This is a genomic window from Bradyrhizobium barranii subsp. apii (assembly GCF_011516635.5).
GTDB classification, from domain to species: Bacteria; Pseudomonadota; Alphaproteobacteria; order Rhizobiales; family Xanthobacteraceae; genus Bradyrhizobium; species Bradyrhizobium barranii.
Map to the genome: position 1 here is coordinate 8,381,053 of NZ_CP096255.1, position 19,584 is coordinate 8,400,636.

Genomic DNA, 19,584 nt, shown 5'->3' on the forward strand with positions numbered 1-19,584 from the left:
CGGAGCGAAAGCGTAATCCGGGGAATGCTTCCATACTGCGAGAACCCGGATTTCGCTGCGCTCCATCCGGGCTACGGCAGCAGTGCTAGAGGCGCATCGCCTCAGAGCATTCCCAGCGCCTGCATGTAGGTCTCGAGGATGGTCTCGGCCTCGGCGCGCTCGTTCGGGTCCTGCTTGCGCATGCGCACGATGGTGCGCAGCGCCTTGACGTCGTAGCCATTGCCCTTGCTCTCGGCATAGACGTCGCGGATGTCGTCGGAGATCGCCTTCTTCTCTTCCTCCAGCCGCTCGATGCGCTCGATGATGGATTTGAGCTGGTCCTTGGCAAATTTCGTCGCGGGCTCGTCGTCGCGGACGGCGGCGGAGGTGGCCATCTTGGTACTCCCAATGGAACTGGCAAAACGAGGTGACGCCGGCATCCTCACCGCGCGTGCTGGTTGACCCTTAGGGTTCGCCGCTCTCGCGTTCAAGGCAGCATCGCGCTCGTCCACAGCGCGCCCACACCTTCCTGCGGCGAGGCCAAGAAAGCTGTTGTGTGGCGCGACTCACCGCCTGACTGCCGGCGAGGCCGTTCAGTGCCCGGGGTGAACCTTCTTCATCGCCTCGACCTGCTCCGGCGTGGCCGTGCCCTGGTATTTCGACTTCCAGGTCTCGTAGGGCATGCCGTAGACGGCCTCGCGGCTCTCGTCCTTGCTTAAGCTCACGCCTTGCGCGTCGGCGGCGTCCTTGAGCCAGTTGGACAGGCAGTTGCGGCAGAAGCCGGCCAGATTCATCAGATCGATGTTCTGGACGTCGGTCCGCGTCTTCAGATGATCGACCAGGCGCGGAAAGCGGCCGCCTCGAGCTCCGTTCTGGTTTTGTCGTCGATTGCCATGGCTGGATCCCTTCGGCCTGAATTGGTTCTGCCCCCGATGGGGGTCACCCTTACGGGATCAGGTGGGTCCTTGTCACAGATTTTGCCATATCACGGCGCAAACGGCGCCAGAGCCAACCCGAACGCCGGTTCCCCGGCCCTACGCCAAATCGTCAATCATCTGGTATACGTTCCGCGACAATGATCGCCGAATCTCCCCGCGCCCCCCTTCGCCTGCTCGCCCGGTTGGTCCCGGTGCTGGTGGTTGGCCTGCTGTGCCTGTGGGCCAGCCCGGCCTCCGCCGACTTCCGGCTTTGCAACAACACCTCGAGCCGGGTCGGCATTGCGCTCGGCTACAAGGACGCCGAGGGCTGGACCACCGAGGGCTGGTGGAACATCTCGTCCCGCTCCTGCGAGACCCTGCTGCGGGGAACGCTGGTCGCCCGCTATTATTACATCTATGCGATCGACTACGACCGCGGCGGCGAATGGTCGGGCCAGGCCTTCATGTGCTCGCGCGACAAGGAATTCACCATCCGCGGCACCGAGGACTGCCTCGCGCGCGGCTACGACCGGACCGGCTATTTCGAGGTCGATACCGGCGAGCAGCGGGCCTGGACGGTTCAGCTCACCGACGCCAACGAGCAGCCGTCACAGCAGCAGCGCGTGCCCGGCCTGCCGGGCCCTGTCGGCCCGGGTGGCGGCGTTCCGGGTTTGCCCAATAGTCCGCCCGGTGGTACGCCCCCCGCCGCGCCTGGCCTTCCGCCAGCCCCCTCGCCACCGTCTGGAAATAAGCCATGAGGCGTCTTCGCCGTATCAAGATTCTCGCGACCCTGGGACCTGCCTCTTCGGACCTCGCGATGATCCGCCGCCTGTTCGAGGCCGGCGCCGACCTGTTCCGCATCAATATGAGCCACACCCCGCATGACAAGATGCGGGAGCTGGTCGCGACGATCCGCAACGTCGAGAGCAGTTATGGCCGGCCGATCGGCATCCTGGTCGATCTCCAGGGCCCGAAGCTCAGGCTCGGCGCCTTCGCGGAAGGCGCGGTCCAGCTCCAGAACGGCCAGATCTTCACGCTCGATTCCAACAAGGCGCCGGGCGACGCCACGCGCGTCAATCTCCCGCATCCGGAGATCCTGGCAGCACTCAGGCCCGGCCATGCGCTGCAGCTCGACGACGGCAAGGTGCGGCTGATGGCCGAAGAGACCTCGAAAGAGCACGCGGTGACCCGCGTCGTGGTCGGCGGCCGGATGTCCGACCGCAAGGGCGTCAGCCTGCCGGATACGGACCTGCCGGTCTCGGCGATGACGCCGAAGGACCGCGCCGACCTCGAGGCCGCGCTGGTCACCGGCGTCGACTGGATCGCTCTATCTTTCGTGCAGCGCGCCGACGACGTCATCGAGGCCAAGAAGATGATCCGCGGCCGCGCCGCTGTCATGGCCAAGATCGAGAAGCCGCAGGCGATCGACCGCCTCGCCGAGATCATCGAGGCCTCCGACGCGCTGATGGTGGCGCGCGGCGATCTCGGCGTCGAGCTGCCGCTGGAGCGTGTGCCGAGCCTCCAGAAGCAGATGACGCGCATGGCGCGCCGCGCCGGCAAGCCGGTGGTGATCGCAACCCAGATGCTGGAATCGATGATCCAGTCGCCGGTGCCGACCCGCGCCGAGGTCTCGGACGTCGCCACCGCCGTCTATGAAGGCGCCGACGCCATCATGCTGTCGGCGGAATCGGCGGCCGGCAAATTCCCGGTCGAGGCGGTCTCGACCATGAACCGCATCGGCGAAGAGGTCGAGCGCGACCCGATTTATCGTTCCGTGCTCACCGCGCAGCGCCCCGCGCCAGAATCCACCGCCGGCGACGCCATCGCGGACGCCGCCCGCCAGATCGCCGAGACGCTCGATCTGCCGGCCCTGATCTGCTGGACCAGCTCGGGCTCGACCGCGGTGCGCGTCGCGCGCGAGCGGCCGAAGCCGCCGATCGTGGCGATCACGCCCAACATCGCGGCCGGACGCCGGCTCGCGGTGGTCTGGGGCGTGCATTGCGTGGTGGCGGAAGACGCGCGCGACCAGGACGACATGGTGAGCCGCGCCGGCCAGATCGCCTTCCGCGACGGTTTTGTCCGCGCCGGCCAGCGCGTGATCATCGTCGCCGGCGTGCCGCTCGGCATCCCCGGCACCACCAACATGGTGCGCATCGCCTCGGTCGGCCCCGAGGGCGGCGCGGATATCTAGCCCGTCTTATTCGTCAGAGGGCGCCTGAGAGGCTGGCGAGCGTGGTGTAAAGCGCTGATGCGGCGTAGGATTCGGTTGCAAAGCCAACCCCATCACCTTCAGCCGCGAACACCACGCCCGCCATGACCGACGATACGATTCTGCCCTTCTCGTTTCCAGCCGTTCACGCCAAGAAAGTCACAGCTGCCTTCGATGGCGGTCGGCTGACCTCGAACGGGGGCGTGATGCTTCTGGCGATGGCCGAGCGGCGTCTCGGCTTGGCCGACAATTTGGCCCGGGTGTTCCCGGATCGGCGCGATCCGACGCGGGTCGTGCACAGCCTGGTCGATATGTTCCGCGCGCGCATGTTCGCGATCTGCTGCGGCTACGAGGACGCCGACGACCTCGATCATCTGCGGTCCGATCCCGCATTCAAGCTGGCCTGCGGACGGCTGCCGGACACGGGTCGCGATCTGTGTTCCCAACCGACGCTGTCGCGTCTGGAGAATGCTCCGCGCCTGCGCGACGTGATCCGACTGACCTACACGTTGGTCGACGCATGGATGGATAGCTACCCGCGCGAGCCGGCATCCGTCACGCTCGACATCGATGATACCTGCGATGTCGTCCACGGCCATCAGCAGCTCTCGCTGTTCAACGCTCATTATGACGAACGCTGCTTCCTGCCGATCCACGTCTACGACACGGAGAAGAGCCGGCCCGTGGCGGTCGTGCTGCGGCCCGGCAAGACGCCGGGCGGCGTCGAGGTGCGTGCCCATCTGCGCCGCCTGGTACGGCATATCCGGACGCGGTGGCACAACACGCGAATTACGTTCCGTGGCGACGGGCACTATGCCCGGCCGGAGGCAATGGCGTGGTGCGAGACCAACGGCATCGACTACATCTTCGGTCTGTCCGGCACCAAGCCGCTCGCCAGAAAAGTCGACGCGGTCGCCGACGACATCCGCACGCGACGCGCCATCGAGAACCTGCCGGTTCTGCGCGGCTATACCGAGACGCGCCACAAGGCAAAGTCCTGGGATCGCGAACGACGCACCGTCGCCCGTATTGAGGCGACGATGCTCGGCCTCGACATCCGCTTCGTCGTCACCAGCCTCGATGTCGGCTCGGCCGAGTGGATCTACGACAGCCTGTATTGCGCGCGCGGCCAAGCCGAGAATCTGATCAAGCTGCATAAGACGCAGCTCGCCTCCGATCGCACCAGTTGCCGTTCGGCGCTCGCCAATGTCCGCCTCGTTCTCCATACCGCCGCTTATTGGCTGATGCTGACCGTGCGCGACGCCATTCCCAAAGTCCGGGAATTGGCCACTGCCGAGTTCGCGACGCTGCGTCTTCGGCTCTTGAAAATCGCCGCCCGGGTTGTCGAGACCAAGAGCCGCATTCGCCTTGCGTTCGCCGCGGCATGTCCCGAAGCCGACCTGATCCGCAGCTTGCCCGGCGCGCTGCTGCCGCTCGGTCCTTGACCGGTGGGGCGTCCGCCCGCGTTCACCCAACCCATCCCTCAAGCGCGTTGCAAAGTACCGGTCGTCAGGCGGTGAAAAGCCGAAGGCAATCCTGTGCGCCTCGTCAGCGGAGGTGTGCGGATGCACCAGTCGGACCAAAATACCGCGCTCTCACGAATAGGGCGGGCTAGTCCGCGGGAGCCCGGCAAACAAAAAAAGACGAAAACAACCCCATGCACAGTAGCCGGCGTTGCCGGCGAAGGTGCTCGGGTTTTGTGGAAAGGCGCGCCCGGGCAATGACCTGAGCGGAATCAGGTCTCGGCCCCGGCCGCGACCTGCTCTTCAGGCCCCGACCAGCGCTTTCGCGGTCGGCAGCAGCGTCTGCTGCACCACCAGACCGCGGGCGCGGGCGTCCATCACGCCGACGGCGCGCAGGGCCAGCAGCGTCACGGTCTGCACCGCATCGCGCATCCTGGCGGGATCGTCGAGATTGTCGGGCGCGAGCGGCCCGACCAGGGCCTCATGCAGCGCCCCCAACAGCGCGGTGGCCGCCAGCGCGGTATCCTGCGCCGGGAAATGGCCGGCACGCACGGCGGCGTCGATCCGCGCGGCGATCTCGCCGGCGATCTCGCGGCGACTGGCCAGGCGGGACGCGCTGACATCGACGTCGACCGGCTCGGCCAGGATGCCCCAGGCCAGCCTGCGCTGCGACAGCGTATGGACCGCCACGGTGGTGACGGCCGCCGCCAGCGCCGAGGATGGGCCGGGCGCGGCATCAGCCGCCCGGCGGATCGCCGCGAGCTCGTCGCGCGACACCTCGGCTATCAATTCGGAGATCAGCTCGGACTTGGACGGGAAGTAGCGGTAGACCGTTCCGGCCGCGACACTGGCCCGGACAGCAACCGGCGCGATCTGCACCGCAGCCATCCCGCCTTCCGCCGCAGCTTCCCGCGCTGCAGCAAGGATCGCACTGCGCCTGGCCGCAAGGCGCTTCACCACTTGATGCGTTCGCCGATAAACCATGGCGCGCTTCCTGTCCCACACGCCAGCCGCACGCCCCGCGCGGCCGAACGCGTCGTCCCTGCAATAGATGCAAATCGTCCCGCAAGGACTGAACAACTATTCAAAGTGAATGACAAGATGCAAATGCGTAGAACGTCACGCCGGACGGACGGGAGCGCCAAGCCCGGTGACGCCGGCTGGAGGGCTTTGAAGAAGAACGTGCGGGGAAGCTTGCCTGCGGGCCCATCCTTCGAGACACCCGCCTACGGCGTGCCCTCAGGATGAGGTCGCGTTTCGCGGCAAGATATCAGACCCTCATGGTGAGGAGCCCGCCAAAGCGGGCATCTCGATGCTCTGCATCGCCGGGCGAACCATGCAGGGCGAGCAGCCTCCGGCTCACGCCACCGCCCAAAAGAAAAGAGCCCCGTCCGGGACGGGGCTCTCGAAACTCTCAGATCGTCCGGTCTTACTTGAGGCTGGACGAGATCGAGCCGAACTTGGTGTTCAGCGAGCTGCCGAGGTTGTTGACGACGGTGATGATCGCCAGCGCGATGCCGGCAGCGATCAGGCCGTATTCAATGGCGGTGGCGCCGGATTCGTCCTTCACGAAACGCGAAACGAGGTTCTTCATAGACTGCTCCCAAAGAGTACACGTGGCTTACAAATGGTCTGGTCTTCTCGGCTTCCCAGCGCCGCCCGACCATGGAACCGAACCTAGAGGCAAAGAATTGCGCCGCAGTTAATTCGACTGCGGAAACACGAAGCGGATTGCACGTATTCGACGATGGTAAAGGAGAATTGAAAACAATCCGTTAAATCGTAGCTATCCGCGGCAATGCCGCTGCGGCGCGATTTACCCGAAGTTATGACCACGCATGGTCCAATGCCGCCCGCTCGGCCTGAAGCACGACGAGATGAATCGTTCATCGCGCTTCAGGTTATTGTTTGAGCATGATCTTCTCGGAAAACCGCTACACACTTTTCCGGATCATGCTCCGGCCGACAAGAACAAGCAGGACGACGAGGCGGCATGTCACTTTCCTTTGCCAACAGCATTGCGGTGCAGAGCCGCGCGCGAGCACTGCTGCCGCTCTGCGTCGGTGCCGGCACCTATCTGTTCTTCCTCTTCGTCGGCGACACGCTGCTTCAGGACTCCGACTCGTTCTGGCAGATCAAGATCGGGCAATGGATCCTCGATCACGGCGCCCTGCCCTACACCGACTTCTATTCTTTCACGCGCCCGGGGGAATCCTGGATCTCGACGTCGTGGCTGTCGCAGGTGCTGTTCGCTTTCTCCTACGCGCAATGGGGCTGGGCAGGTCCGGTCATCCTCACCGCGATCGGGATGGCGCTCACCGCTGCGGTCTTCGTCTATCTGCTCGACGCGCAGATCGAGGCGCCGCGCGCGGTGCTGTTCGCGATGCTGGCGCTGCTGCTGGCACTGCATCACGTGCTGGCGCGTCCGCATATTCTGGCGCTGCCCGTCATGGTGGCGTGGGTCGGCCTGCTGATGGCGGCTGCCGACCGCAGAAGCGCGCCGTCCTGGTATTGGCTGCCGCTGATGGCGCTCTGGGCGAATTTGCATGGCGGCTTCGTGCTGGGCCTCGCACTGATCGGACCGATCTCGCTCGAAGCGGTCGAGCATGCCGAGAAGGGACAGCGGCTGAAGCTGTTCATGCGCTGGGTGCTGTTCGGCGTCGGCGCGCTGATCGCTGCCTGCTGCACGCCTTACGGCTGGCGGACGCTGATGGGTGCGACCAACATCCTCAGCCTCGGCGAATTGCTGACACTGATCTTTGAATGGATGCCGGCGAACTTTGCGACCTTCACCGGGTTCGAAGGCGCACTGCTCGGCCTGATCGCGCTCGGCTATTATCGCGGCCTCGTGCTGTCGGCGCCGCGGATCTTCCTGATCCTGTTCCTGACCTGGAGCGCGCTGACCCATGTCAGGAATATCGAGGCCTTCGCCTTCCTGGTGCCGCTGGTGCTGGCAAAGCCGCTCGGCGAGATGTTCCCGCGCCCGCCGGCGGACGCCGCCGGCGCAGACCGCTGGCCGGCCCGCTATGTCACCGCGCTCGGCGCGCTCATGATCGTGGCCGCGAGCTGGACCTCGACCTCGCTCTACATGGGACACCATCGCTTCACGTTCACGATGACGCAGACGCCGGTTGCGGCGGTCGACCTGCTCGAAAAACTCAGGGTGCAGCGCATCTTCAACGCCTATCAGTTCGGCGGCTATCTGATCTCGCGCGACGTCCCTGTTTACGTCGACGGCCGCGCCGAGCTCTATGGCGAAAAGTTCGTCATGGACTTCTTCAAGGCGACGGAAGGCAAGAAGCCCGAGTTGCTGCCGCGCCTGCTCGACCAGTACAAGATCGACGCGACGCTATTGGTCGCCGATGCGCCGGGCCCGCAAATCCTCGATCAGCTCAAGGGCTGGAAGCGGATCTATACGGATGACATCGCCGTCATTCATGTGCGGGAGAATGCTGACGGAGCGGCGCTGCCGTCGAAGTGAGGACGTAGCTTCAGGCGTGTCCTCTCAGATGCGACGTTCGCTTGAAGATGTGAAGCGGACTCAGGCACGCACTCCGGCCATTTCGCCGTTTGACCCAAAGCGGTCGTCAAGCGGCAATGTCAATTGCTGTTATTCGATTGATGCGCCCGAAGTCAGGATAGCAGCGATGACAAAGGCTCGCGCGGCTCTCGTGTGAGTTTGAACCATCTGCCTCGTGTCAACGACCAAGAGCCATTCATGTTCGACAATCTGATGACCCTCCTGGTTATTCTGTCCTTCGGCTTTCCCGCCATGCCATGGTTTTTGGGTGCGCGATGGGGGTCGAGAGGCGTTTGGCTCAGTACAGGATTTGCCGTAGTCATCCTGCTATGTTTTTTTCCAATATTGTTTTGGGTTGCATGCGGTGCCTGTGGGCAGGGCGCGATAGCCATCTTTGTGCTGGGGCCGATCTGGATTGCTTCGGCATTGCTTACGGTCACTTCGGCGGCGTTCGCCTACTACAAATTCGCGCGCTGATTTCCGCAAGACCGCGAAGGCGCTGGGGGTAACGATACCGCCCACGCTGGGCATCGCAGACGAAGTGATTGAGCAAAGCATCAGCGAAGTCCGCTTGTGGCCCATCAACGAAGTGGCGACACCTTTCATTGAGGTCCGCTTGGTGGCGTAGAGCGGACTGACTTTACTCACTCTGCGTTCTTCGCATTTCGACCCTTAGCGGACAATCTCCAAGTGGGATTGCTGGGTCGAAAAGCTATCTTTTTCCCAGGTCTTGCGCGAAACGCAGAAGGTAGCCGTCGGGGTCCTGCACCAAAAACTGCCTGTTGCCTCGCTCCTCACCGGCGATCCGATACCAAGCATCGTGACATTCCCTGAAGAGCGGCCATTGTGCCTTTTCCAAAGCATCAAGAAGTGGCGCGACGGAGCCGACAAAGATTTGGAAGTTGATACCGCGCCCCAGTGGTCGTTCTAAAGCACCAGTTTGCCAATGGCCGCTGTGCTGTCTGAGCATGACCTGCGCACCCTGAAACTCCAGGTACACAAATCGACTTTCAGGCCGCTGATAGGCGATACGGAAACCAAGGAGGTCGCACCAACAAGGTCGTGCTCTGCTTGAGGTCGAACACATCCATTTCAGGGACCAAGTGAGCAAAACCGCCAGTCGGTAATCTGTCTTCTGACACAGCCATAGCCTGCAACATCCTCACTCGTGTCGTGCTCGCAAAAGATCGACCCAATTCTGATGATGGGCAATTCTAACATATCTTCCCGTGTTGGGACTGTCTGATAGACAAGCGGCTGTCGAGGCGATGTCTGCTTTTGGCCCGTATGAGACCTGGCGAGGGGTACTAAAGATGTCCGCTCACTGGGGCTGACCGGAAGTCGTCTCGGGAGAACCAAACCGACGCGATTGACCCAACTCGGACATTGGTCCTGGCCGGACACCAGCCCACGATGCTGCTATGATGGACATCTAGCTTCCCGAGCCCGGGGGGGCGTCTTGAGCAGCGAGCCCGTCGAGCGGCGACTGACGGCTATCCTGGCGGCGGATGTCGCCGGTTATAGCCGCTTGATTGGTGCCGACGAGGAAGGCACGCTGGCGCAACTGAAGGCTTTTAGAAAAGCGCTTGTCGACCCCACAATCGCCAAACATCGCGGCCGCATCGTCAAGACCACTGGCGACGGTATGCTGGTCGAATTTGCCAGTGCCGTCGATGCAACGCGATGCGCCATCGAAGTTCAGCGCGGCATGGCTGACGAGAACACGGAGATACCCCAGGCCGAGCGGATCGAGTTCCGCATCGGCATCCATCTGGGAGACGTCATCATCGACGACAACGATATCTTCGGCGATGGCGTCAATATTGCAGCGCGGCTCGAAAGCATCGCTGTGCCGGGAGGCATTTCGATCTCTCGTGCTGTTCACGATCAGGTCCGTGACCGGATCAATGTGTGTTTTGACGACAAGGGCGAGATCGCGCTGAAGAACATCGCGCGACCGGTGCAAGTGTTCGCGGTTTCTGGCGCGAAGGAATCGAAAACGACAGTTTCGCCAGAATCGAAGCCAGCCCTTGCCCTTCCTGATAAGCCCTCCATCGCTGTTCTGTCATTCACCAACATGAGCGGTGATCCGGAACAGGACTACTTTGCTGATGGAATGGCCGAAGACGTCATCACGGCGCTGTCTCATTTCAAGGCGCTGTTCGTCATCGCCCGCAATTCGAGCTTCACTTACAAGGGGCGCGCCGTCGACGTGAAGCAGATTGGACGCGAGCTTGGGGTGCGCTACGTGCTGGAAGGCAGCGTTCGCAAAGTGGCAAACCGAGTGCGCATCACAGGACAGCTCGTCGATAGCGCCACCGGAGCCCATCTTTGGGCAGATCGGTTTGATGGCGGCCTCGGCGACATCTTCGCTCTGCAGGACCAGGTGACCGAGAGCGTTGTCGGGGCGATCGCGCCAGCGGTGGAAAAAGCCGAGATCGAGCGTGCCAAGCGCAAGCCGACCGAGAGTCTCGACGCCTATGCCCTCTACTTGCGCGGTTTGGCCGGATTTTATCAGTTTGCCAACCGGCAAGCTAACGACGAGGCATTGCGCCTGTTCAACAGTGCGATTGAGCTCGACCCAGACTTTGCGTCCGCCTACGGTCGTGCCGCCTCTTGCCACGTCTATGCAAAGGGCGAAGGCTGGATTTCAAACACAGCGAACGAGATTGCCGAAGTGACGAGGCTCGCTCGGCGGGCGGTCGAGTTGGGCAAGGACGACGCGATCGCGCTCGCCGCGAGCGGGTGGGCGTTAGCGTATGTTGTTCGCGATCTCGGGGTAGGCGCCGCCTTAATCGATCGCGCGCTTGTGCTCAATTCCAATTCTGCCGACGCATGGTATTGCGGCGGCTGGGTGAAACTCTGGCTCGGTGAACCGGAACTGGCGATCGAGCGCTTCGCGCATGCCATGCGTCTGAACCCACTTGATCCGTGGGCGATGGCAATGCGAAGCGGGACCGCGCATGCACATTTCTTCCTGGGCCGCTATGACGAGGCAGCATCGTGGGCGGCAATGGCATTGCAGGACAAACCGGACCATCAAGCGGGATTACGCATCGACGCCGCAAGCAACGCAATGGCCGGACGGCCGGAGCAGGCACGTAAGGCAGTGGCTCGGCTGCGGCAACTAAATCCCGCGCTACATGTTTCCACTCTCAAACACGTGCTGGGCCCTTATCGGCGTGCCGAAGACGTCTCGCGATATGAAGAAGGATTGCGGCAAGCCGGGATGCCCGAGTGACCGTCGCAGCCAAGGCTTTCGCCCGTGGCGACGAGGTGGACGAATAGAGATGCCGTTTGCTGCAGTGCATGAGTCTGCTTGTGGCCCGAAGCCGAAACTCGCCCGAACACGTGTCATGTCGGCTGTCGGAGGTAAACCAGACGCCTAAGCAGCTTGGCGTCTACCGCCGCTTCTGACCCGTCTCCGACATCACCCCTCTGGCACCCCGGCCATGCGCATGCCCTCACAGAAGCGCTCGCGTCCAGCGAGGTAAGTCGGATGGTCGCTCGGCACGTTGGCGCGGAAGCGGGAGATAGTGAAAGTCGGGTCGAGCGCAAGCCCTGCTTGGGCCGCGGATCGCGCCTCATCAAGCTGACCGAGGTGCGCTAGCGCGGTGGCAAGATAGATGTGCGCGCGTGGATGATTTCGGTTGATCTCGACCGAGCGACGGAACCGTGCGACCGCCTCCTGATCGGCGCCGAGCTGCAGCTTGGCGAAGCCCGCGAACATCATCCAAACAAAAGCCTCCGTATCACGAGGACTGAGGCGGAGTGCCTCTTGGACATGGGCCTCAGTCTCCTCGCCGCGACCGAGAAGATACTTGGCGCGACCAATGTAGGCGTGCGCATTAGCTAGGTTTCGATCCAGCGCCAATGCCTGCTCGCATTCAGCAATGCCTTGGGCCGCGCGGTTTGTGAACATTTTGATGTTTCCGAGAAGCCAGTGGGCGCGTGCGTGCTGGGGGGCAAGGGACAGAGCCTTGATCAAGGCCGTCTCAGCCGCTGCGAGACGCGCGGCCCGCTCAACGGTCAAAGCCATGCCAACAGCTGCCGCATCAACAACTGCCAATCCGACCAGCGCTTCGACATTTTTGGGATCGAGCGCCAAGGCGCGTTCAAAAAAGCTGCGCGAATGCGCAAGATACTCGGAAGTCCTTCCCTTGTTTAAGCAAGCCATGCCCTGGAAAATAAAATCCATCGCATCGGGATGCAGCGAACGCTCCGCCCGCCGCGCCTCAGCTTCAACAAGTTGAGTATTTAGCGTGTTGGCGAGCCTCGATACGATTTCGTCCTGCATATCGAATAGATCAGCGACTGGCTTATCGAACCGTTCGGCCCACAGGTGTTTGCCAGTCTCGGCGTCGATCAGCTGAACATTCACGCGAAGCCGGTTGCCACCACGCTGCACCGAGCCCTCCAGTACGTAGCGGACGTTTAACTCGCGCCCGATCTGCTTGAGATCAACCGCTTTGCCTTTGAACGTAAATGCGGTGTGTCGGCCAATCACGAATGAGCCATTGATGCGCGACAAGTCTGTGGTCAGGCTCTCGGTCACGCCGTCAACGAAATAGTCTTGCTCGGGATCGCCACCAATATTCGCAAACGGCAGCACCACCATGGACAGACGCGGCGCTGAAAGCGAGCTTGGCGTCGTGCTGCCGACCTTTGTCACCGGGCTAAGTCCCTCTCGGGCCACGGCATAGGCTCGGATCGGACGAGCAATATTCTTGAGGTTCTGCTCGCCCAGATCGGTGAACTCAACCCCGACCTTGCCTCGGACTTGATCGTAGGCAGAAGACGAGATGCAGATGCCGCCGGGTTCTGCGATGCTCTCAAGTCTCGCCGCGACGTTGACGCCATCTCCAAAGATGTCATGGGGCTCGACAATTACGTCGCCGATATTGACGCCCACGCGCAAAGCAATGCGTCTGTCTTCCGCGTCACCAATTGTAAGTTCCTTGATGCGGGTTTGAAACTGAACAGCAGCCCGAACCGCTTGGACCGCACTCGGAAAGTCCGCCAAGAACCCGTCTCCGGTGTTCTTCACCACGCGGCCACCGTGCTCGGCGATACTCGGTTCAACAGCGTCCGCTAGGAGTGCCGTCAGTTTGGCATGCGTCGTTTCTTCGTCATGGTGCATGAGCCGCGAATAGCCAGCCACGTCGGCGGCCAATATCGCCGACAACCTGCGCTCGACCCGGACCGGCCGCTCTTCTGCCATGGCACGCTATCCAACCCACAGCACACTGTATGACGGATCAGACGGCAGTGCCAAGCACGCCTTGACGGGATGCCAGGGGTTGATGTTGGCTCTTGGCCCATCAGCGAAGTGGCGAGACCTTTCATTGAGGTCCGCTTGGTGGGGTAGAGCGCACTGACTTTGCCCGCTCTGCGTTCTTCGCATTTTGATCCGTAGCGGACATTCCCATCGGGACGATGGGAGACCGAAATCACGCCGTTGCTGCCAGATCGTTAGCAACGACCGCCAATATTTCGGCGGCGTGTGAACTCGCAATAAAGTGCCCGCCATCAGCGACTTCGTGCCATACCGCTCCAGGCATCCGCTCACCCAGCGGTTTGTTTACTGCGTAAGGCACAAACGTATCGGCGCCGCCTTGCCACAGATGAACCGGCCTATGGATCGCCGTGACGTCGAATGGCCACTGTTGGTAGAGCATCTGCGCATCGGTCACGAGACCGTCAACGCCTTGCCGGAAGCACTCGCGTCCGGACTCCACGATGGCACTCAGCACATCGTCATCAGCAAGCGCCGCGAGGTCAGCGGGGCAGCTCGCCTTCAGCAATGCCTTCTTGTACTGCTCCGGAAACCGCGTCGCAGCGAGATCAATCAGGTCATACATCAGCTGGAAACCCGGCCGGAAATGCAGTGCAAGGAACCCACCCATGGCGTCGGCCGAGGACAGATCCTTCGCTGCCCAATTCGTACCGAATGCGCCGTAGGATCCGGGAGCGATGCTGGCAACGTGTATCAGCTTCGCGGGATCGAGGTACGCCGCTGCCGCGAGCGCCCAAGGACCACCCTCAGACCAGCCTGTGACCGCAAAGCGATCGGTCTCAAAAGCGTTGGCAATCGCTTCCAGGTCTGCGGCCCAGCCTGCGAAGGTGCGACCGTGTTGAGGATCTGATTTGCCTTGGCCTGGACGGTCCACGCACACAAATCTCAAACCAAGATTGAGCGCGTGAGACGCAAAAACCTTGGCTTCCAGCCGGCTCGATGGTCCGCCATGATTGTGAAGCACGAGCGGACCGTTCGGGTCGCCGACCTGAAGGTAAGCTAGCGATCGACCGCCGATCTGGACTGCACCTTCGCCAAGACACGCAGCGTTGCTTGAATGTCTCAAATACATGCCCTCCGTCGGGCCTCGATGACTCGTCGATCTCGCGGAGCCTTTGTCTCAGCGAACCATCTCTTTCTGGAATTTCTTGATCGTGGGCTGCAACAACGGCCACCATGGTCACATGGCTGTCGGATGTCTGCAACTGGCCCTGAACAGCCATTTCGGCGTTCAAAGCTGACGCCGGCTTTTGCTCCGAAACAGGCACTTGCGATATATAGACCGATCGGTCTATATATCGATCATGAGCCGCCAAACCCCAGTGCAGTCGCCCCGTGGCCGTCCCCGAAGCTTCGACGTGGACGCCGCGGTCGAACGCGCGATGGGGGTGTTCTGGTCGCACGGCTATCACGCCACGGCGCTGCCGGACCTGCTTCGGGCCACGAAACTCTCGCGTGGCAGCCTTTACGCCGCGTTCGGCGACAAGCACTCGCTCTTCCTGCGCGCGCTCGATCGCTACATTGCCGATGCCGTGACACGGATGGATGTCGAGCTCGCTCCCCGCAGGGAGCCGGTCGACGCCCTGCGGGCCTATCTTGCCGGCTATGTCGACCGCACCAGCGGCGCCAATGGCCGGCGCGGCTGCCTGCTGGTGGCCACGGCCATGGAGCTGGCCGGCAAGGATGCCGAGATTGGTCGCCGCGTCGCGGGCTTCTTCAGGGACATGGAGGTCCGGGTGGCCGATGCCCTGTCCCGCGCGAAGGTGGCGCGCAAGCTGGCCGACGGTGTCGATCCCGCGAGTGCCGCCAAAATTCTTGTCTGTTTCGTCGAGGGCCTGCGCGTGGTCGGCAAGACGGCGCCGGCGCGGGCCACATCGCAAGCCACCGCTGACGCTCTGCTCGATCGGTTCGTCAGGTAGCAAGCCAATCAGGTCAACTAACCCCGGACGCCTCCGCACCTGGTGCGTCAATATATGGACCGATCGGTCGTGAAAGGAAGGATGCCATGTCTGCCATCCAGATCGTCTGCGCGGTGGCCGTTCCCCTGCTCTGGGGCTATCAGTTCGTGGCCATCAAGGTCGGCGTTTCGGAGTTTCCGCCGCTGTTCTTCCTCGCGCTGCGCTTCCTCGCGATCGCACTGCTGCTCGTTCCGTTCGTCAAACGGCCGACGCGCGAGCAGTTCGGCCCTGTCGTCGCGATTTCGATCTTCCTTGGTGGCCTGAACTTCGGCCTGTTCTATGTCGGACTCGGGCTCGGCTCGGGAAGCCTGTCGGCCGTCGCGTATCAGCTCGCGACGCCCTTCACCGTCCTGCTGGCCTGGCCGCTGCTCGCCGAGCGGCCGTCTCTCACCACGTCCGCCGGAGTGCTGCTCGCATTCGCCGGCGTTGTCGTGCTGGCAGCGGAGCCTGGCCTGTCGGCCAACGGGCTTCCGCTGCTGCTGGTGGTCGGGGCGGCCTTCGCATTCGCGGTGTCCAACGTCCTGACGAAACGCTACGGCCCTTTCGATCCCCTGATGTTGATGGGATGGTCGTCGCTGTTCACGGTGCCGCAGGTCATGTTGATGTCGCTGCTGCTCGAATACGGACAACTGGCGAGCCTCGTCACGGCGGATGGACGCGGCTGGCTGGCGCTCGCCTACACGATTTTCATCGGCGGAATTGTCGGGTTCGGCCTCTGGTTCTGGCTGATCGCCCGCTGCTCCATGGGCCGCGTCGCGCCCTTCGGCCTGCTGCTTCCGGTGTTCGCCTTGACGTCGAGCGTGCTGTTCCTTGGCGAGCGCATGACCCCGAAGTTGATCGCCGGCGGGCTGCTCGCGATCGCAGGCGTTGCGATGACACAAGTCAGACCGAGCGCGCGCCCCATTTGAGCCCGGACGTTGCGTTGTGGCATCGACATCATCTGCCTGGCAACGGAGATCACGAGGCTTCACGTCTCGGTGGTGGACCGTGTTGCGACGTGACGCCCCCAACTTGCCGTGCGCTAATATCGGACGGTCGAACCGGAGGGCGTATCATGATGTTTCGCAATCTTCTCGCCGCGCTTCTCGTCACGGTCGCGATCAGCGCGGCACATGCGGCGCCGCAATGGCTGAACCTGCCGCCGACGCCGACCCTGCCCAAGGCGACGCAGAGCGGTTTTGCACCCGTCAACGGCATCAAGGTCTGGTACGCAATTTTCGGCCGCGGCGAGCCCGTCCTGTTGCTCCATGGCGGCCTCGCCAACGCCAATTATTGGGGCCGCCAGGTCCGCGCGCTGCAACGGCACTATCAGGTCATCGTCATGGACAGCCGCGGGCATGGGCGCAGCAGCCGCAATCGGGAGCCCTATGGCTACGATCTGATGGCCTCGGACGTGGTCGCCCTGCTCGATCACCTGAAGATCAGGAAAGCTGCGATCGTGGGCTGGAGCGACGGCGCGATCATCGGCCTCGACACTGCGATGAAGCACCCGGAGCGCGTGAGCAAGCTGTTTGCCTTCGCGGCGAACTCGGATCCGTCAGGCGTTGCGGACATCGCGTCGAGCGACGTCTTCAACGCCTACATCGCAAGAGCCGGCGAGGAGTACAAGCGCCTCTCGCCGACCCCGACCGAGTACAAGAGCTTCGTCGCCGAGATCACTAAAATGTGGGAGAGCCAGCCGAAATGGACGGCGTCGGATCTCGCGACGATCAAGGTCCCGACCTGGATCGTGGACGGCGACCACGACGAGGCGATCAAGCGCGAGAACACCGAATTCATGGCGGCGAACATTCCGGGCGCCGGCCTGCTGATCCAGCCGGAGGTCAGTCACTTCTCGTTCCTGCAGGATCCCGAGCAGTTCAGCGACGACGTGCTGCATTTTCTGGAGGGTGAGAAGTCGCGCACATCGCCGAAATGAGAGGATTGTAGGGTGGGCAAAGCGCAGCGTGCCCACCACGTCTATCGCGATTGCCGAGAGACGGTGGGCACGGCGCTAAAGCGCCTTTGCCCACCCTACGAAGCGACGCCAAGTCATTGCGAGCCCAACAGCATCAGCATCGTCATTGCGAGCGTAGCGAAGCAATCCAGACTGCCACTGCGGAAAGATTCTGGATTGCTTCGCTACGCTCGCAATGACGGGGCCAACAAAAAACGCGACGTTTCCGCCGCGCTTTTCAATTCGATCTGCCGCTTCTCGATTACGCCTGCGGCTGGGGCTCCAGGCCGGGATCCGGATCGGGCCGCGGGCGGGACTTGCCGGCCGGGGGCACGGCGGAGGCGCGCGGCGTAGCCGGCTCGAGCACGGACTCGCGGTTCGGCTTCTTGCCCTTGAGCAGGTCGATGATCTCGTCGCCGGAGAGCGTCTCGAACTCGAGCAGGCCCTTGGCGAGAGCTTCGAGGTCGGCACGCTTCTCGGTGAGAATGCGGGTCGCTTCGTTGTAGCCCTCTTCCACGAAACGCCGGATCTCGGTGTCGATCTTCTGGACCGTCGCCTCCGATGCGTTCTGGGTGCGCGACACCGACATGCCCAGGAAAACCTCGTCCTGGTTCTCGCCATAGGACACGGTGCCGAGCGCCTCGGACAGGCCCCAACGCGTCACCATCATGCGGGCGAGGCGCGTAGCCTGCTCGATGTCGGAGGACGCACCCGACGTCACCTTCTCACGGCCGAAGATCAGCTCTTCGGCGACGCGGCCACCCATCATGATGGCGAGGCGCGAGGTCATCTGCTCCAGCGACATCGACAGCTTGTCGCGTTCGGGTAGCTGCATGACCATACCCAGCGCACGGCCGCGCGGAATGATGGTCGCCTTGTGGATCGGATCGGTCGCGACGACGTTGAGGCCGACGATGGCGTGGCCGCCCTCGTGATAGGCCGTCAGCAGCTTCTCTTCCTCGGTCATGACGAGCGACTTGCGCTCGGCACCCATCATCACCTTGTCCTTGGCCTCTTCGAACTCGGCCTGCGTCACCATCCGCTTGTTGCGGCGGGCGGCGGTCAGGGCGGCTTCGTTGACGAGGTTCATCAGGTCGGCGCCGGAGAAGCCCGGGGTGCCGCGCGCGATGGTCTTGAGGTTGATATCTGGCGCCAGCGGCACCTTGCGGACGTGAACCTTGAGGATCTGCTCGCGGCCGACGACGTCGGGATTGGGCACCACGACCTGACGGTCGAAGCGGCCCGGACGCAGCAGCGCGGGATCGAGCACGTCGGGACGGTTGGTCGCGGCGATCAGGATCACGCCCTCGTTGGCCTCGAAGCCGTCCATCTCGACCAGCAGCTGGTTCAGCGTCTGCTCGCGCTCGTCATTGCCGCCGCCGAGACCGGCGCCACGGTGACGACCGACGGCGTCGATTTCGTCGATGAAGATGATGCAGGGCGCATTCTTCTTGGCCTGCTCGAACATGTCGCGGACGCGGGAAGCACCGACGCCGACGAACATTTCGACGAAGTCGGAACCCGAGATGGTGAAGAACGGCACGTTGGCTTCGCCCGCGACCGCACGCGCGATCAGGGTCTTACCGGTGCCGGGAGGGCCGACCAGCAGCACGCCGCGCGGAATCCGGCCGCCGAGGCGCTGGAATTTGCCGGGGTCGCGGAGGAATTCGACGATCTCCTGCAGGTCCTGCTTGGCTTCGTCCACGCCGGCGACGTCCTCGAAGGTGACGCGGCCATGGGCCTCCGTCAGCATCTTGGCCCGCGACTTGCCGAAGCCCATCGCCTTGCCGGCGCCGCCCTGCATCTGACGCGACAGGAAGATCCACACGCCGATCAGCGCGATGAAGGGCAGCCAGGAGACCAGCAGCGAGACGAACCACGGCACGTTGTCGCCGGGCGGCTTCGCGGTGATCTGGACCTTGCTGTCATAGAGGCGCTTCACCAGCGTCGGATCGTTCGGCGCATAGGTCTGGAAGCTTGAGCCATTGGTGAAGGTGCCGTGGATATCCGGCCCCTGGATCACGACATCGCGCACATTGCCGCGGTCAACTTCGCTCAAGAGCTGGGAGAAGGCGATGTCCTGCGAGGAGGCGCGCTGACCCGGATTCTGGAAGAGCGTGAACAACGCCAACAGCAGCAAGACAATGATGACCCAGAGGGCGAAATTGCGCAGATTGGCGTTCATCGATCTTCCTTCATGGTCGCGCGGATCGCGGCCTGATCCTTGGGCGGTAGCAGTTACTTTGTCAGTGCGAGGAAATCCCCAAGGAATCCTCTTGGTTAGACGGATACAATTTAGGTGCCGC

General features: G+C 62.9%; 16 protein-coding genes and 1 pseudogene. 9 read left to right on the top strand and 8 right to left on the bottom strand.

The genetic code is table 11. From position 1 onward, the window contains the following. Positions 1–101: 101 nt before the first annotated feature. Together HAP41_RS40175 and HAP41_RS40180 are read right to left on the bottom strand one after the other, a co-directional pair. On the bottom strand, positions 102–374 hold the full coding sequence (locus HAP41_RS40175; protein ID WP_014492426.1) for a DUF2312 domain-containing protein: 273 nt from the start codon (positions 372–374) through the stop codon (positions 102–104). Positions 375–572: 198 nt separating this feature from the next. Then, positions 573–874 (bottom strand): annotated as a pseudogene (locus tag HAP41_RS40180) (DUF1244 domain-containing protein). A 180-nt stretch (positions 875–1,054) separates the two neighbouring features. Here HAP41_RS40180 and HAP41_RS40185 point away from each other — a divergent pair. The 3 genes from HAP41_RS40185 (at position 1,055) to HAP41_RS40195 (ending at position 4,550) form a co-directional block, all read left to right on the top strand. Continuing rightward, entirely contained in the window at positions 1,055–1,654 is a 600-nt protein-coding gene (locus HAP41_RS40185; RefSeq protein ID WP_014492424.1) for a DUF1036 domain-containing protein, read from the top strand. Further along, the gene (gene pyk, locus HAP41_RS40190) at positions 1,651–3,087 is read left to right on the top strand and encodes a pyruvate kinase (RefSeq protein WP_166080010.1); all 1,437 of its coding nucleotides are present in this window, start codon (positions 1,651–1,653) and stop codon (positions 3,085–3,087) included. The genes HAP41_RS40185 and pyk overlap by 4 nt, the downstream gene beginning before the upstream one ends. Positions 3,088–3,209: 122 nt before the next feature. Beyond that, on the top strand, positions 3,210–4,550 hold the full coding sequence (locus tag HAP41_RS40195) for an IS1380 family transposase (protein WP_248577150.1): 1,341 nt from the start codon (positions 3,210–3,212) through the stop codon (positions 4,548–4,550). Positions 4,551–4,871: 321 nt separating this feature from the next. On the opposite strand, the gene HAP41_RS40200 is transcribed toward HAP41_RS40195, so the two are convergent. Together HAP41_RS40200 and HAP41_RS40205 are read right to left on the bottom strand one after the other, a co-directional pair. Beyond that, a complete protein-coding gene (locus HAP41_RS40200) occupies positions 4,872–5,552 on the bottom strand; it encodes a TetR/AcrR family transcriptional regulator (protein ID WP_166080009.1) in 681 nt (226 codons plus the stop codon). 445 nt (positions 5,553–5,997) lie between these two features. After that, positions 5,998–6,162, bottom strand: coding sequence for a Flp family type IVb pilin (locus HAP41_RS40205; protein WP_014492421.1), 165 nt, complete (start codon positions 6,160–6,162; stop codon positions 5,998–6,000). 399 nt (positions 6,163–6,561) lie between these two features. On the opposite strand from HAP41_RS40205, the gene HAP41_RS40210 reads away from it, so the two are divergent. Together HAP41_RS40210 and HAP41_RS40215 are read left to right on the top strand one after the other, a co-directional pair. Further along, a complete protein-coding gene (locus HAP41_RS40210; protein ID WP_166080008.1) occupies positions 6,562–8,049 on the top strand; it encodes a hypothetical protein in 1,488 nt (495 codons plus the stop codon). Between the two features lie 237 nt (positions 8,050–8,286). Then, positions 8,287–8,565 carry a hypothetical protein gene (locus HAP41_RS40215; protein WP_166080007.1) on the top strand — a complete coding sequence of 93 codons (279 nt, stop codon included), beginning with the start codon at positions 8,287–8,289 and terminating at the stop codon, positions 8,563–8,565. Between the two features lie 235 nt (positions 8,566–8,800). Here the strand turns inward: HAP41_RS40215 and HAP41_RS40220 are convergent, their stop codons facing one another. After that, positions 8,801–9,058, bottom strand: a complete 258-nt coding sequence (locus HAP41_RS40220; protein ID WP_224580608.1) for a VOC family protein — start codon at positions 9,056–9,058, stop codon at positions 8,801–8,803. A 489-nt stretch (positions 9,059–9,547) separates the two neighbouring features. Here HAP41_RS40220 and HAP41_RS40225 point away from each other — a divergent pair, with 489 nt between their 5' ends. Then, on the top strand, positions 9,548–11,329 hold the full coding sequence (locus HAP41_RS40225) for an adenylate/guanylate cyclase domain-containing protein (RefSeq protein WP_223153860.1): 1,782 nt from the start codon (positions 9,548–9,550) through the stop codon (positions 11,327–11,329). Between the two features lie 189 nt (positions 11,330–11,518). Here HAP41_RS40225 and HAP41_RS40230 read toward each other — a convergent pair whose 3' ends face one another. Both HAP41_RS40230 and HAP41_RS40235 read right to left on the bottom strand, forming a co-directional pair. Further along, the gene (locus tag HAP41_RS40230) at positions 11,519–13,309 is read right to left on the bottom strand and encodes an adenylate/guanylate cyclase domain-containing protein (protein WP_166080006.1); all 1,791 of its coding nucleotides are present in this window, start codon (positions 13,307–13,309) and stop codon (positions 11,519–11,521) included. Positions 13,310–13,538: 229 nt separating this feature from the next. Then, positions 13,539–14,456: an alpha/beta fold hydrolase gene (locus HAP41_RS40235; RefSeq protein ID WP_166080005.1), complete on the bottom strand. Its 918-nt coding sequence runs from the start codon at positions 14,454–14,456 to the stop codon at positions 13,539–13,541. Between the two features lie 232 nt (positions 14,457–14,688). On the opposite strand from HAP41_RS40235, the gene HAP41_RS40240 reads away from it, so the two are divergent. The 3 genes from HAP41_RS40240 (at position 14,689) to HAP41_RS40250 (ending at position 17,260) form a co-directional block, all read left to right on the top strand. Further along, on the top strand, positions 14,689–15,303 hold the full coding sequence (locus HAP41_RS40240; RefSeq protein WP_175617999.1) for a TetR/AcrR family transcriptional regulator: 615 nt from the start codon (positions 14,689–14,691) through the stop codon (positions 15,301–15,303). Between the two features lie 86 nt (positions 15,304–15,389). Further along, positions 15,390–16,250 carry a DMT family transporter gene (locus HAP41_RS40245; protein ID WP_071909745.1) on the top strand — a complete coding sequence of 287 codons (861 nt, stop codon included), beginning with the start codon at positions 15,390–15,392 and terminating at the stop codon, positions 16,248–16,250. A 146-nt stretch (positions 16,251–16,396) separates the two neighbouring features. Then, positions 16,397–17,260: an alpha/beta fold hydrolase gene (locus tag HAP41_RS40250; protein ID WP_206706253.1), complete on the top strand. Its 864-nt coding sequence runs from the start codon at positions 16,397–16,399 to the stop codon at positions 17,258–17,260. Between the two features lie 280 nt (positions 17,261–17,540). Here HAP41_RS40250 and ftsH read toward each other — a convergent pair whose 3' ends face one another. Then, positions 17,541–19,463 carry an ATP-dependent zinc metalloprotease FtsH gene (gene ftsH, locus HAP41_RS40255; RefSeq protein WP_063981098.1) on the bottom strand — a complete coding sequence of 641 codons (1,923 nt, stop codon included), beginning with the start codon at positions 19,461–19,463 and terminating at the stop codon, positions 17,541–17,543. Positions 19,464–19,584 lie beyond the last annotated feature (121 nt).